The organism is Taibaiella sp. KBW10 (genome assembly GCF_003852495.1).
Taxonomy (GTDB): Bacteria; Bacteroidota; Bacteroidia; order Chitinophagales; family Chitinophagaceae; genus Edaphocola.
In genome coordinates, this window is sequence record NZ_QAJI01000006.1 from 39,093 (window position 1) to 53,556 (window position 14,464).

General features: G+C 41.7%; 10 protein-coding genes. 3 read left to right on the top strand and 7 right to left on the bottom strand.

Annotated features, from left to right (window positions below; all coding sequences use genetic code 11):
- Window positions 1–302 precede the first annotated feature (302 nt).
- Complete coding sequence (locus tag DBR32_RS13540) at window positions 303–2,213, top strand: gliding motility-associated C-terminal domain-containing protein (protein WP_158605999.1); 1,911 nt, start codon at window positions 303–305, stop codon at window positions 2,211–2,213.
- 154 nt (window positions 2,214–2,367) lie between these two features.
- Entirely contained in the window at window positions 2,368–4,734 is a 2,367-nt protein-coding gene (locus DBR32_RS13545) for a gliding motility-associated C-terminal domain-containing protein (RefSeq protein WP_124636901.1), read from the top strand.
- Between the two features lie 36 nt (window positions 4,735–4,770).
- Here DBR32_RS13545 and DBR32_RS13550 read toward each other — a convergent pair whose 3' ends face one another.
- Window positions 4,771–5,508, bottom strand: coding sequence for a LytTR family DNA-binding domain-containing protein (locus DBR32_RS13550; RefSeq protein WP_124636902.1), 738 nt, complete (start codon window positions 5,506–5,508; stop codon window positions 4,771–4,773).
- A complete protein-coding gene (locus DBR32_RS13555) occupies window positions 5,508–8,351 on the bottom strand; it encodes a histidine kinase (protein ID WP_124636903.1) in 2,844 nt (947 codons plus the stop codon). Before DBR32_RS13555 ends, DBR32_RS13550 begins: the two co-directional genes overlap by 1 nt.
- A 241-nt stretch (window positions 8,352–8,592) precedes the next feature.
- On the opposite strand from DBR32_RS13555, the gene DBR32_RS13560 reads away from it, so the two are divergent.
- Window positions 8,593–10,854, top strand: coding sequence for a T9SS type A sorting domain-containing protein (locus DBR32_RS13560; protein ID WP_158606000.1), 2,262 nt, complete (start codon window positions 8,593–8,595; stop codon window positions 10,852–10,854).
- A 360-nt stretch (window positions 10,855–11,214) separates the two neighbouring features.
- Here DBR32_RS13560 and DBR32_RS13565 read toward each other — a convergent pair whose 3' ends face one another.
- The 5 genes from DBR32_RS13565 to DBR32_RS13585 are packed head-to-tail and all read right to left on the bottom strand — an operon-like array spanning window position 11,215 to window position 14,383.
- Window positions 11,215–11,877, bottom strand: coding sequence for a response regulator transcription factor (locus DBR32_RS13565; RefSeq protein WP_124636905.1), 663 nt, complete (start codon window positions 11,875–11,877; stop codon window positions 11,215–11,217).
- Window positions 11,867–12,655: a sensor histidine kinase gene (locus DBR32_RS13570; RefSeq protein ID WP_124636906.1), complete on the bottom strand. Its 789-nt coding sequence runs from the start codon at window positions 12,653–12,655 to the stop codon at window positions 11,867–11,869. Before DBR32_RS13570 ends, DBR32_RS13565 begins: the two co-directional genes overlap by 11 nt.
- A complete protein-coding gene (locus DBR32_RS13575; RefSeq protein WP_124636907.1) occupies window positions 12,625–13,266 on the bottom strand; it encodes a hypothetical protein in 642 nt (213 codons plus the stop codon). The genes DBR32_RS13570 and DBR32_RS13575 overlap by 31 nt, the downstream gene beginning before the upstream one ends.
- 6 nt (window positions 13,267–13,272) lie before the next feature.
- Window positions 13,273–13,803 (bottom strand): hypothetical protein, encoded by a 531-nt coding sequence (locus DBR32_RS13580; protein ID WP_124636908.1) that lies wholly within the window; start codon window positions 13,801–13,803, stop codon window positions 13,273–13,275.
- 43 nt (window positions 13,804–13,846) lie between these two features.
- On the bottom strand, window positions 13,847–14,383 hold the full coding sequence (locus DBR32_RS13585; protein ID WP_124636909.1) for a hypothetical protein: 537 nt from the start codon (window positions 14,381–14,383) through the stop codon (window positions 13,847–13,849).
- Window positions 14,384–14,464 lie beyond the last annotated feature (81 nt).

Sequence of the window (14,464 nt, forward strand, 5' to 3'; positions counted from 1 at the left end):
AGCTAGACTTTATTAATGCATCGATTAGTCTGGTTATTTTGGATATGCTGCTACTCATGGAACGCAGTGATAAAACGAATCCTTTAATGCTCTTCTAAACTTTCGAAACAGCTTTTTGCGGCTTTGCCCCCGGGGCTACACTGCCTTATTTTCTTCAAAAAACAAACGTATTACCAAGGCTTACTGTCTTCTTTAAGGTAGCACAAATGCATAATAAAATATTCACAGGTTTACTTAAGCTATTTGTGAAATGTATCGTTGAGTGCTGCTACCGCCACCTTAATACTTATATACAAATCATCATGAAATTCAAAAATTACGTTGCTTCATTTGCCGCTCTATGTTTACTGGCATTCGGAACAGGTACACATGCCCAAAACCTGGTGGCCAACGGGACATTTACTGCCGGTACTGCCAGCTGGACATTCTATGCGCCGGGTACGACCTCAGAAACAAATCCGGAGAACCTTTATGGAGGTGCCCTTGCTACCAACATTACGGGGGAGATCGATAACGAATCTAATTTCAGACAAGTCAACATACCCGTTACTCCGGGAGAGACCTATCATTTGTCTTTAAGACGCAGCAGAAGGGTTATTGGGGGCACTGGTTTTGCCTTGCCGCCGATTCCATCCATTATAAGAGCAAAAGTCTATAATGGGGCCAACTTGTTTCTGACGCAGGATATTGCCTCTTCCAATACTACCTGGAACTGGCAATGCGCCAGCTTCCAGTTTACACCGACTACTGCTACGGTCACGCTTGATCTTGAGAATGTAAATAATCCAAGTACCCTGGGTTGTATTATTGATGATATTACCATTACACCCGTAAAGCAAGTTATTACCTTTAATGGTCATGCTTGCGTGGGTGGCGATTTTGGTTTAACCGCTCCGGGAAGTGTAGCCCCCAATACGCTATATACCAATTATAGCTGGACCGGGCCCAATGGCTTTACCAGTACGGCACAGTCCATAAATTTTACCAATGCGCAAACCAATCTGAACGGTGTTTATACCTGTACGATGACTTTAAATGGTTGTTTACAGGTTACAGGTGAATATACAATCGGATTGACCACGACGGCCACTAATGATGTTGCCTATATCTGCCAAGGGGATTCTATGAGTATTTTCGGAATCTTTAGGCATGTATCCGGGAGTTATGACAGTACCTTCCAGAATGTAAATGGTTGTGACAGTTTATCGACCGTCACCCTGCATGTCGTACCCAAGCCGGGCAGCATTTTAGGTGCCGATTCACTGATCGTTTGTCAATATGATACCGTTAGGCTTGAAACGACAACTGTGCCAATCAATACTAATTTTACATACGAATGGCGGCCAAATATAGGCATCAATACAAATAACCAACCGAATGTGTGGCTGATTGCGGATAAGTCTATAGACTATAAGTTGACCGTGACGGGCAATGATCCCAACCTTCCTTGTTCTATAGATCATACCGTTCATGTGATCGTGAATCCGGGCAATTTCTTAAAAGTCAATCTTACAGATACGGCTATTTGTCCGGGCAATAAAGTGTCGCTTTTGGCTACCGGTGCACAAAGTTACGCCTGGTCGCCTGCCTTATACCTGGACACCGTTACAAGCGACCATCCTGTATCCAGTGCAGAAACAAGTATGAATTATACTTTGGTCGGTACCAGTAATAAAGGTTGCCGCGATACCCAGCAGGTACACATTACAGTGCATCCGGAAGCTGTTTTAAATATTCCGCGTTCGATTAATATTTATGGTGGGGAAACATACCAGATGGAACCGCTAACGAATGCAGTACATTTTTACTGGTTTCCTAATTCGGGCCTGAACAGCACCGGCATCAGTAATCCTTTGATGAGTCCTGAGGTGAACACGCGTTATTTTGTTAGCGCAACAACAGAAAATGGATGTAGCATATTTGATTCTACGGATGTATATGTAAAAGGTACGGTAATTGATATGCCAAATGCCTTTACGCCGAATAACAGCAACTTCAAAGCCTCCAAGAGAGGGATTGCTACTTTAAATTCATTCAAAGTCTTTAATCGTTGGGGAGAAGAAGTATTTAGTACGACAAATATTGAGCAAGGCTGGGATGGCCGTTTTAAAGGCTCCGCTCAGGCTGCAGGTGTTTACGTGTATGTAGTAGATGCTTTGACCCAAGAAGGAAAAGTATTCAAAAAACAAGGTACCGTTACCTTAATCCGATAATAGCCTATGTAATCATATGTTCGTGCAACCCCGGCACCGCCTTCAAGGCAGTGCCGGGGTTTTTTGTCTTTCCTAAACTTAATGTACAGTATATCAGCATTTAATATCTGCTTAACCTTAGAAGGCTACTTTTGCCGCGTCAGAACACGGAATCATGAAAACAAAAAGTAGTATCATACGTAAACTATCAGGGTTATTGCTCTCGTTTTTTTGCATTATTAATGCTCCCGCACAATGCCCTCGTGTCTTAAGTATTTTTGTCCAGGCCTGCGCAACCCCAGAAGGGCTTAATGAATTTTTTGTTTTTAATAATGGCGTTAATGCCATCAACACAAATAATATTGATATTGTTTGGGCAACGACCACGATCAATTTTTCTGCCTTTATTCAAAATGCCGCTACTGCTACGAAAGTAAGCACTTTTAATAATGCTATTATTGCTGCCGGCGGCTGTGGGCGGCTCATAGAGCCCGTGGCTAATATCATACCCGCCAATGCAAAAGTAATTGTCTTTACCAGCCAGAATGTAGATGTGACCTCTGTTTCATTTGGTGTGCTTGGGGAAGATATCTATGTCTTGTTTAATAATAATGCAAGTAATGGAACCGGGCATTTTGCCAACAGCGGAACGGGTACCCGTAGCCTTACCTTAAGTGTTTCTGCACCGGTCAATTGTAGCCAAACCGTAACTTATGACAGAAGCCAATTAGCGTCTGTGCCGGGCGCTTCTGTCAATTTCTCCGCGACGGGTGTGGCTTCCTATTTTAGCAATGGATGTGTTGTGCCTTCCAACAATGCAGCTGCAGCCACGATTACCTTAACGAGTGCCAGCGCAAACATCAGTACCTGCACCGAGCGGGCCATGGCAGCGCCCATCACTTTTTTGGTGTCGAATGCAACCGGGGTACTTACGACAGGCCTGCCTGCCGGTGTATCGGGGGTATATAATACAACGAGCAAAATATTTACGATAAGCGGTACGCCAACTACAGTAGGAAGCTATCTATATAAAGTAAAAACGATAGGTGGTTGTGGTGTAGATTCGCTCCAGGGTACCATTACGGTTAGTCCTTACCTCACGGCAACGCGTAATGCCCGTATTTGCCCGGGCCAGGGATACACCTTTAAAGGAATAACCTATACGACGGCTGTTTCAGGGATCCGCGATACCTTTTCTAATGTGGGGAGTTGCGATAGTATTGTTACCTTAAACCTTATTCTTGATCCTTATGCGGCCGGTACGCGAAATGTGCATATCTGTCAGGGTAAATCTTATACCTTTAACGGCATCACCTATACTTCCGGTGTAACAGGTGTTACCGATACGTTTCCCAACCCGGTGGGTTGCGACAGCATTGTAACCCTTAACCTGATTGTCGACCCTTATCCCACCGCGATAAAAGACATCACGATGTGTCAGGGTCAGGTATTTGATTTTAACGGAACACATTATACGTCCAGTATCTATGGCGTTACCGATACCATTATCAATCCTGGGGGATGTGACAGCATCATTACCTTAAACCTTACGGTGATTGCAACTGCACAACAAATTGTGGCTATGGATTCGATTATTGCCTGTCAGTATGATACGGTAAGGCTAGAGACAATGGCGCTGCCTTTAAATAATAATTATACCTACCAGTGGAGTCCTGCCACAGGCCTGGATAATAGCCAGCATCCAAACGTTTGGCTGCGCGCGACGACAACAAGGGATTATACCTTAAGGGTAACGCGTACTGAAAATAATCTTCCTTGTTCTATAGATCATACGATTCATGTGATTGTAAATCCCGGCGATTTCTTAAAAGTGAATCTTACAGATACCGGTATTTGCCCGGGCAATAAAGTATCGCTTTTAGCTACCGGTGCACAAAGTTACGCCTGGTCGCCTGCCTTATATCTGGATACGGTTACAAGCAGCAATCCGGTATCCAGTGCAGAGACAAGCATGAACTATACTGTGATAGGCACCAATAACAAAGGTTGTCGCGATACACAGCAGGTACAGATTACGGTGCATCCTGCAGCTGTTTTAAATATTCCGCGTTCGATTAATATTTATGGGGGGGAAACGTACCAGATGGAGCCGCTAACGAATGCAGTACATTTTTCCTGGTTTCCTAATTCGGGCCTGAACAGCACCGGCATCAGTAATCCTTTGATGAGTCCTGAGGTGAACACGCGTTATTTTGTTAGGGCAACGACCGAAAATGGATGTAGCATATTTGATTCTACCGATGTGTATGTAAAAGGTACGGTAATTGATATGCCAAATGCCTTTACACCGAATAACAGTAGCTTTAAAGCTTCGAAGAGAGGGATTGCTACATTACATTCATTTAAAATCTTCAATCGTTGGGGAGAAGAAGTGTTTAGCACGACAAATATTGAACAAGGCTGGGATGGTAATTTTAAAGGTGCTGCCCAGGCCACAGGTGTTTATATATACATGATTGATGCCATAACCCAGGAAGGGAAAGTCTTCAAAAAACAAGGCACGGTAACTTTAGTTCGGTAAATCTATAAAAAGAAATCTGTTGGTAGCCCTGAGCCACTACCACATTTTTTTTAGCGACTGCAGGAACTGCTCTTTTTTAGAAGAGGCAACTTCTACGACGACATTGCCCGTTAAGACCACCTGTCCCACACGGCCTCTTATATATTTGACCACATGATTTACATTAATGATATGAGAATGGTGCACCCGATAGAAAACCTGTTCAGGTAAGAGTGTTTCACATTCTTTCAAACGCATACTGACCATGATTTTCCGGCCATCGGAAAGATGGAAATTACTGTAGCTTCCCGATGCCTCGCAACGCAAAATATCATTATAGTCTATAAACAGAAAACCTTCTAAAGTAGGCAGGCTTATTTTGGTTTTGGGTAGGGGCACCTCATATACCGGCATTTTTATAGCTTGTTGTGGCAGGGAGGCTTGTACCTTAGCTATGGCCTCCTGCAAGTGGCGTAAGTTTATCGGTTTAAGTAAATAGTCAACGGCATGTTCTCTGAATGCCTCAAGTGCATATTGATCATAGGCGGTAGTAAAGACTGTTTTGAAAAAGACGGGGTGAAACATATGTAACAGATCGAATCCCGTACCCTTATTCAGCTCAATATCTAAGAATACCAGATCCGGCTGGTGTTCGTTGATGGTGGCATAACCTGTTGCAATATCTGTAGCGGTAGCAACAACCTGTATCGAAGGACAAAATTGCTCGAGGAGCTGTTGCAGCATCTCGATATTCATATTCTTATCATCAATAATAATAGCCTTAATCTTATTCATTATAATTCAGATTTGTATACTTTAATAGGTAAGATGACCACAATTTTGGTACCGCTTGTCCCTTGCGATTTAAGATCTTCAATAGTTAAGCTGATCTGCTCGGGCTGACTACTAATTAGGTTAAGGGTTTCAATTCTTTTCCGGATCAGGGACAAACCTTTAGACTGATGGCCGGTTCGTTTTTTGTTTTCGCGCGTACGCTCGATTCCGGCTCCATTGTCGGCAATCGTACAGATAAGCATACCCTCTTCCGAGCGGAGCAGGCTAATGTCCAGCATTCCGTTTTCAGGTACATCGCTAAGGCCATGTTTGATTGCATTTTCCACCAAAGGTTGTAAGATCATATTGGGGAATTGTATTTGTGCAGGGTGTATGCTTGGAACTATCCTAATGGTATAATTAAAAGGATGGTTGGCCTGTAAACGCTCCAGCTCAATATAGTTCGTAAGGTACTCCATCTCCTCCTGAAGAGAGATATAGATTTTAGGAGAATGCTCCAAGGTCTTTCGGACGAGGCCGGCAAATTTTGATAAATACAAGTTGGCGCCGGCTGCATCTTGCTTCAGGATATAATTTTGAATAGAGTTGAGGCAATTAAAAATAAAATGAGGATTCATCTGTGCTCTTAAGGCCATCTGCTCCATCTCGACCATCTTTCTGTTGATATTATGCTTCTCTTCTTCTTTTCGGCGTACTTTCCGAACCCGGTTGTGCAGTATAAATAAAAAGATAAAGAAAAGAGCCAATGCGCTCAATACCCAAAACCACCAATAGTCAAATATTCCTTTGGCTACACGGAATTTTTTTTCGATAATCGGGCTTTTATAACCTAAAGAATGCACTGCCTGCACCTGTAAGGTGTAATCGCCGGAAGGCAGGGAAATGAAGTTTAGAAATGGTTCTGCGGCTGTTTGCCATGCTGCATTCAATCCTAATATCCGGTATCTGTAGCTTATATTATTCAGGGAAAAGGAAATCGCAGAGAAGTCAAATTTTATTTGGTTATGCTTATTGGGGAGTATCGGTTCTTGATTGAGTGCAATAGCCTTACCCCCGATAGATATTCCGGTCAATGCCAGGTTGAACAGGCGATTTGCCCGGTTTGCCGGCTCGGCAAAAACGTTAAGGCCCTTTGGTGTTCCGATATAGACCACAGAATCCTTTACCAGTATTGCATTGATCACATTGCTGTTTAAGCCCTCGTTGGCGGTATAAATATCCTTTAGTTCCGGTGTGGTGTGTGATGGGTTAATATCGAATTTTTGTGCCCCCTGATCTGTTCCAACCCATAAAAAATGTTGGTCTAAGTACAAACAACGGCACAAATTACTGTTCAATGCACTATTCCCTTTATGGTAATTAGCAAGCACGCGTCCTTCCTTCATTTTGAAAATACCCTGGTCATAAGTCGATACCCAAAGTATGCCGTTGGTATCTTTTGCAAATGAACTGATGCGTTGCTTTATAGGCGTATCGATAATACGGTACTGCTTGTCGAGAATAATTAAGCCCTCCAGGGTTCCGATGTAATAATGATCATTATGCTTGATGGCGGTCGTTGCTCTTTTGTTATAAATTATTTTATTCAGAGAGATATGGTCATCTCTGTATAGCCTTACATCCCGGAAGCTGGAAATGAGCAGGGTGTCTTTAAAAAAATAGATGCTTTTTACATAGGCATAATTGTACTCTTTAAGTTTTAAGGTATTGCTCCTGATATTCAGCAATTGTTCCGGTGCATTCCGGATGAATGCCAGCCAATCTATCGGGATGGGTGCATATTTTTGATCAGCGACATAATTTCCGGATCTGCTTAGTTTTTTCATTTTCCAGAAAACATCCTTTTCACCCCCGATAAAAACATGATCACCCTTTGCATAAATGGTATGGATCGGAGTCGGTTGTGTGGGGTGTAGTGTATAAGTGGCCACCCGGAGCGCAGGTAATTTAAATATTCCATTTCCATTGGTACAAAACCAGGTATTCAGCTCCCTGTCCTGAAAAATGCCATTGATAATATATTGCGGCAAAAATATTTTTTTTAGTTTATCCCTGCGGAAATCATATATACACGCGCCACCCTTGGCATACCTGCCTACCAGATCGCCGTCTGACATATATTGAAAAAAAGTGGAAGGATCTTTTATGGTAAAAAACCTGTTTGCTTTCATATCCCATATCAGACGGGCATTTCCAAATTTCTGAAACGCTAATATATGATGCCCGGGTTTGAATACGCCAATTTTATTGGTATCATTTGTATGGAAATACCGGAGGACAAAGGAGCTTATGGTATCCGGAAATCGCAACAAACTCATTTGTAGATTTCTTCCTTCTGCCAAGGATCGGTAATCAATTTTAAATTGATTGTAGGTATAGCTGATGGCTTCCTCCTTGTCAATAGTTGTGACCCGTAAACTGTCGTCATAGAAAATCAATTTGCCCTGCTGATCAAGAGAAATACTGAGTAATTCTAAATTTGGCCGGATACCCTGAAGCAATCTGCTGTTGGATCTGTTGTAGATCTGTCCATCTTTATAAAAAGCGATTTCTTTTGAAAAAGAAAATATCCATAAGCGCCGCTCCTTATCTTCTAAAGATCCGAATACTTCGTTAGAAGGCAGCTTATCATTAACCGTGAAGCTGGTAAACTTAGTGCCGTCAAAGCGGCTTAATCCCGATTCTGTGCCAAACCATAAAAAGCCGTCATGGCTTTGGGTAATTGTATATACAGTTTCTCCGGCAAGGCCATCTTTTGCCGTGTAGTGAATATAATTATAGTCTTGGGCATGTGCTGCGATCGTATAGAAACAGAAGAGCAGCAATATTATGTTTTTACACATTGGGAATAGCAAGTTACAGTAATCGCATTGAGTAAAGTAAGGCACCGTAATACTGTTGCCGTATAGACAGGTAATCCGGGTTGTGAATTTAGGGTATTTTCTATCATTATTGGGATAAACATACCTTAAAATACACAATGGTGAACTGCAAAGGACAATGTGTAAACTTCTTGTTTTTCAAACAACTACAATGGTGGAAATTAGTTGTGGCATTATTCCAAAACTATTTAAAATAATATTTATGAAAAAATGGAAACATTTTATTGCTGTAGGGGCATTATGTCTAATGGCCTTGCCTCCTCGACTTTATGCGCAGGTCGAAAATACGGAGCGATCAGAATGGCATCGGCAGATGGCAGAGCAGGAGCAGAAGATCACTTCGTTTATTGCAGCGCAAATGAAGCAGAGCGCGGTGAATGAAAAGCTGAGACGGGAATTTTTGGCAACGGAAGGGCATGATGAGGTACCGGCATCTGAAGTACCCCGGATGACAGAAGATTATTTAAAAGACCATTATCGCCAGGCGTATTTTAAACAGCATCCGGAGGCCGTGGCCATATACAACCCCGGCCGGGTACAGTTGGAGCCGGTACCAAACGCTAAGCCTACCGGTGCCAGTGCCGATAATATGCTGTGTAATTATGGAGACTTTGAAACGGCAACATCTGCGAACCTAGTCTCCCAAGGGTACAATGGATATGCGGGTGCTACTTATTATTATTATTCCGGGGGCTTATGTAGTTTTATTCCGACTACAAGTGTCAGCTATCTTAATGTTGGGTTCTCGGATCCTAACAATTTTCTGGTGACCAATAACATCCCGGATCCTAATATCCCGGCGATTAATCAGACCCATAATGGTTCTAAGCATGCGATAAGAATAAATGGTTATGAGAATTGTGATAAGTTTGGGATCAATATGCTTCAGAAGTCCTTCTCTTCCTCCACTACAGGGAAAGGCCGGATCAATTTTTCTTATGCTTTGGTTGTACAGGCGCCTCATAGCGGGGCAGAGGCATATGGCAATGCATTTTTTGTAGCCCGTGTACTGGATAATGGTGGGAATGAAGTGGGTTCCCGCGTATGTGTTTCCAGCGGGTCTGCAGGAAGCAATTTTAAAACAACAGATATTCCAGACTGCAGGCGTAGCCCTAATTGGAAGGTGTCTACTTTATGGAGAGACTGGGACTGTAATTATATAGAATTTGATGCACAGGCGGGAAAAACATATACAATAGAATTTTTCGTGGCGGCCTGCAAATGGAATGTTCACTATGCCTATGCTTATGTAGATGATATCTGTGCCAATATTTCTTGTTGTCCCAACTTGCCTCCTCCCCCTGCCAATCCTAAATGTGTTCCGGGTAATAATAGCAGTAACCTTTCCTGGAATCCGGTGCCGGGTGCTGTATATTATAAAGTATCTATCACAACGTATGATCCCGCTTGTTGTCTCGGCCCTAATCCTATCGGGTTATCTACTGTACGAAATACAAGTACACCGAGTCTTTCTGTTCCCAGTACGCTGGCGCACTGTTTTTCCTGGAAAGTACAAGCCGTAATGCCAGATAGTTGCAGAACAGAATTTTCGGATCGTCAATGTTCCTGTACATTACCACCGCCACCACCGGTTGGGCTGGATTGTGCGCCTGGTAAAGATGTCAGTAATCTTTCCTGGACACCTATCCCGGGAGCCGCCTACTATAAAGTGTCTATAACCACCTACGATCCTGTTTGTTGCTCAGGCCCCAGTCCTATAGGCCTGTCTACCGTGCGAAATACCAATACGGCCAGTCTAAGTGTTCCGGCTACATTAGCCCGTTGTTTTTCCTGGAAAGTGCAGGCGGTGATGTTAGATAGTGCCCGTTCTTTATTTTCAGATAGTAAATGCTCCTGTACACCGCCGATACCACCACCGGTTGGTTTAGACTGTATTCCCGATCCGGGTGGAAGTAATCTCTCCTGGGCACCTGTTACCGGAGCACTTTACTATAAAGTATCTATTACTACATATGATCCGGCATGTTGTCCTGGATCCAACTTTGGTTTGTCGACTGTAAGGCATACCAATAGTCCTAATCTCTTTGTACCCTTATCCCTGGCCTCTTGTTTTTCCTGGAAAGTACAGGCAGTAATGCCGGATAGTTCAAGAACGGAATTTTCGGTTAGTAAGTGTTCTTGTTCCCCATCCAGACCCGGAGAAGGGAGGCCCATTAATGCTAATGCCGTTCTGGATCATAAGATGTCTGTAACAGCAGTACCCAACCCCGCATCTGAGTATATACAGTTTACCGTGCATGACAGGGACCAACAAAATCGTTCCAACAGGCTGAATATATCTCTATACGATATCAGCGGAAAGGAAGTAATTCGTAAGGAGATGAGTATAGAAGACCAGTTGCGCTTAGATATTCATGCCTTTGCTGATGGCGTATATACCTACGAAATCAGAAGCAATAAACATATTTTGTTTAAAGATAAAATAGTGATAGAAAAACGCTAATGTTTAGTGTTTTAATGATAGAAAAGGGGCAGCTTATATAAGCTGCCCCTTTTCTATTTGTATTGCTATCGCTGTGATGAAAACAATAAGCGATCGGTACAGAACAGATCGCTTAAGACCGGCCTTATAAATCCGGCGTTAAGAAAATCATTGGCTCGGTCGATAAAGGCGCAAACCATTGTCTGAGCGCAGCTAGTTTAGTTTGCGACCGACCGACACCTTGATTTTTAGCCAAGGATTTATACAGCCTTGATTTTTTGGCGCTACCTTTTGCATCAAGGCAAAAGGTAGCAGTTCCTATAAATCCAAATCAAAAGAATTAAAGTAGGCCTGTGTTTCCTAAAAGCGGGAACTCAATTATTATAATATGACAATCCCTCTTTTAATCGCGTAGAGTACTAGTCCTACTCTCGATTTAACCTGGAATTTCTCAAAGAGCGCTTCCCTGTAGCCATCAATCGTTCTTGGACTCAGGAACATACATTTGGCGATTTCTGCATAACTTAATTCGGTACAGACGAGTTTTAAAAATTCTTTTTCCCTTTCGGTAAGATTAATGATTGTCGCGATGGTAGAACTGCCATTCATCACCCCACCAATCGTACTGATCACTTTATGGGTAATATGGTTATTATAAAAATACCCCTGTTCCAGTACTGATTTTATAGCCTTATGCAGTTCATCTGTTTCTGCATTTTTTAGTACATAACCTTTAGCGCCTTTTTGGATCATCTTAATAATCGCCGCCTCATCATCCATGGTGCTCAAAGCAAGGATGGCAACCTGCGGATAATGCTCACTCAGCCAGCCGGCCGTATCATAGCCGTCCAGCTCGGGCATCCTGATATCGAGCAGTACGATGTCCGGAAGTTTATCAGGTTGGAGTGCCTCAATAAAAAGCTGTCCGTTGGCCGCCTCCATAGTGACTTCGTGATGAGCAATATTATTAATCAACATCTTTAGTCCTTTACGAAATAAAGCATGGTCATCTACAATAGCAACGTTGGTATATTTAGCATTCATGATGAGGAATATTAAGGTGAATAAGGGTGCCTTTTGAGGGTTCGCTTTCTATGTGCAGGGTACCTTGAAGTAAGGCTATACGATGCTGCATATTCTGCAGGCCTAAGCCTTTGATCGTATCGGGTGCTGTTATAAATCCTTTGCCGTTATCTTTGAAGTTAATGGTCAATGCTTTTACTTCATCATAAGTTACCCGGATCTCAATTAGAGTAGCTTGCGCATGCTTCATTACATTCTGAAAGCACTCCTGCAAGATGCGGAAAAGAATAATCTTATGTTGTACCGGCAGTGCCTGCTCTTCCGCTTGTATTTCAACCTGACATTGCATATAATTATTCCGGCCCAACTGTTTTTGCATATGCTGCAAAAACGCCGTGAGACTGAGCTGTTGCAGGTATCCGCCATTCAGGTTTTTGGCCAGGCTACGCAGGTCGGCCAGAGAAGTGTCTACATTTTCTTTGATTTCATTTAGGGTCACTTCCGATTGCTCCTGATTGTGTAAAACCATCTGTAATTGAATACTGGCGAGGCTGAGCAATTGCCCTACATGGTCATGGATTTCTTCGCTGATATTTTGAAAAGTCTGTTCCTGTATTTCGAGTTGCGACTGTAGCAATTGTGCTGAAAAAGCCAACTGCATTTTATCCTTTTCCTCGATATGTTTCTTTTTTCGTTTGTTGTATATAGCGACATAGGCCAGTAGAAATCCAACTACGATCAGGGTCATAGTAGTGATCAGGGAGACGATCAGGATGATATTCGTTGCCGATACTTGCATATAAAAGCATAGCTCCAGGAGCCATATAGTATAAAGTTAAGGAAAACAAAAATGATTTGACGAACGGGAATGCCTAATTCTAAATAGATAGTTACCAGATAGTCATAAAACAGGTAGGAAACGGTACTGCCAATAGCATGAAAGAGTATACCCGCGGCCAGCCAGAAAGGGGCATGTTGAGGAAGGTTGACAAAGGAATCTTGTTTCAGTAGCGTATAAAAGTAATAGAGGCACTGGACAGAGATCAGGAAATAAGAGAAGATAATACTTTTGACGGCGAAGTTTTTATAACCGAAATAGTATACCTCCGAAACAAAGAAAAGGGTAAAAATAAACAGGAATAGAACATTAGTTCTATCCCTGTTTGTCGTTATGGTGCAAATCTTATGCAATACGAATTGTATAAATACAAAGTTGAGCAGGACATAAAAATTGTATACCACATTACTGTTGATCTTCTGTGCATAAGCATACATACCCCAAAGCTCTATGCCTAAAACGATAAAGAGATAAGGAATAAACATGAGCCACTTTTTCCCCGCTTTAGTCAGCGTGATTAAGGCAAGAAGGAAACAGATGAGTTCAAAAAGGATATTCAGGTATACAATCATAATGTCTTATGGAAAATGGTTGCCGATGTTAAAAACATTGCTTTTAACTTTTGTGATTACTTCAGGATATTTTGCATACCTATTTACTAGATCAATATAATCGATAATCTTGGCAGTATCTATTGGAGAACCCAAAGAATCTATTAGATTTCGATCTCCGATCGTAGGAATAAGATATACGGATAACCTTTTGTCCTTATTAATGTAAGGATAAATACCGATATAGGTTTCTTTACCAGGGAAATAATTGTCTACCACTTTCTGTACACTACGCATAGAATCATACATATTTAATAGCGAATTAATGGAATGCAGTTCACCATGAGGTAGAGAGTATACATCCGTTCCGTTTATATTCGTCAATTTTAATCCCCTGTATTCTTTAATATGGTCAGTTGCAGTATCCGATTCTTTGTATGTAAGTGGTAAAAACGCGGGATCGAGGTTGCTGTAGTGCTTATAGTATGCCCATATCTTTGATATGAAAAAGCCAATAATTATCCCGATAAATAAAATGAGTAAAGTTTTTCCTTTCATAATTTTTGTTTTAAAGTGTAATGTTTGTTATTAAGATGATTGATTAAGGGTAATGATTCCCGATATTATAAATGTTACTTTTAATGCTTTTCTGTATATCATCATTTACATTGCTTTGATCCAGTTTGTTGTAAAGAATAATAGACGATTCTTTTACTGGTTTTCCAGGTATATCTACTAATCCTTTTTCGCCTATAGTTGCGATACAATAAAAAGATAGTCTTTTGCCAAGACTATCTTCTTTTATACTTGGAAATACACCAATATATACTTCTTTATCTTGAAATTCCTTTTCTTTTTTAATTGCGGTTCTGACAGAATCCATTGCTTCATACATACTACCTAGAGATTCTATAGAGTGGAGTTCACCATGAGGTAGTTGGTAATTTGTATGATCTGTAGTATCCAAAAGTGTCAACTTCTGATATTGTTCAATATTTAGCTTTACGGTATCTGCATATGCATATGGAACGCGCCTATGTTTTGGGTCTCCTGGAAAATCTTTCTTGTTTTGAAAGAACGTAGGTGTAAGGCCGATAGCAATACCTGCAATTACAGCTAATGGGATTTTTAAATTCATAAATTTTAGATTTAAAGGTGAAAATGCTTCTTCTAAAGTACAATCGTAAATGCCGTAAAACAATAGCCGCCCTGCCGATGC

What these genes read in the sequence shown, in the direction of transcription:
- DBR32_RS13540 (WP_158605999.1), top strand. Translation starts at nt 303, where the DNA reads ATGAAATTCAAAAATTACGTTGCTTCATTTGCCGCTCTATGTTTACTG.
- DBR32_RS13545 (WP_124636901.1), top strand. Translation starts at nt 2,368, where the DNA reads ATGAAAACAAAAAGTAGTATCATACGTAAACTATCAGGGTTATTGCTC.
- DBR32_RS13550 (WP_124636902.1), bottom strand. Translation starts at nt 5,508, where the DNA reads ATGAATAAGATTAAGGCTATTATTATTGATGATAAGAATATGAATATC.
- DBR32_RS13555 (WP_124636903.1), bottom strand. Translation starts at nt 8,351, where the DNA reads ATGTGTAAAAACATAATATTGCTGCTCTTCTGTTTCTATACGATCGCA.
- DBR32_RS13560 (WP_158606000.1), top strand. Translation starts at nt 8,593, where the DNA reads ATGAAAAAATGGAAACATTTTATTGCTGTAGGGGCATTATGTCTAATG.
- DBR32_RS13565 (WP_124636905.1), bottom strand. Translation starts at nt 11,877, where the DNA reads ATGAATGCTAAATATACCAACGTTGCTATTGTAGATGACCATGCTTTA.
- DBR32_RS13570 (WP_124636906.1), bottom strand. Translation starts at nt 12,655, where the DNA reads ATGCAAGTATCGGCAACGAATATCATCCTGATCGTCTCCCTGATCACT.
- DBR32_RS13575 (WP_124636907.1), bottom strand. Translation starts at nt 13,266, where the DNA reads ATGATTGTATACCTGAATATCCTTTTTGAACTCATCTGTTTCCTTCTT.
- DBR32_RS13580 (WP_124636908.1), bottom strand. Translation starts at nt 13,803, where the DNA reads ATGAAAGGAAAAACTTTACTCATTTTATTTATCGGGATAATTATTGGC.
- DBR32_RS13585 (WP_124636909.1), bottom strand. Translation starts at nt 14,383, where the DNA reads ATGAATTTAAAAATCCCATTAGCTGTAATTGCAGGTATTGCTATCGGC.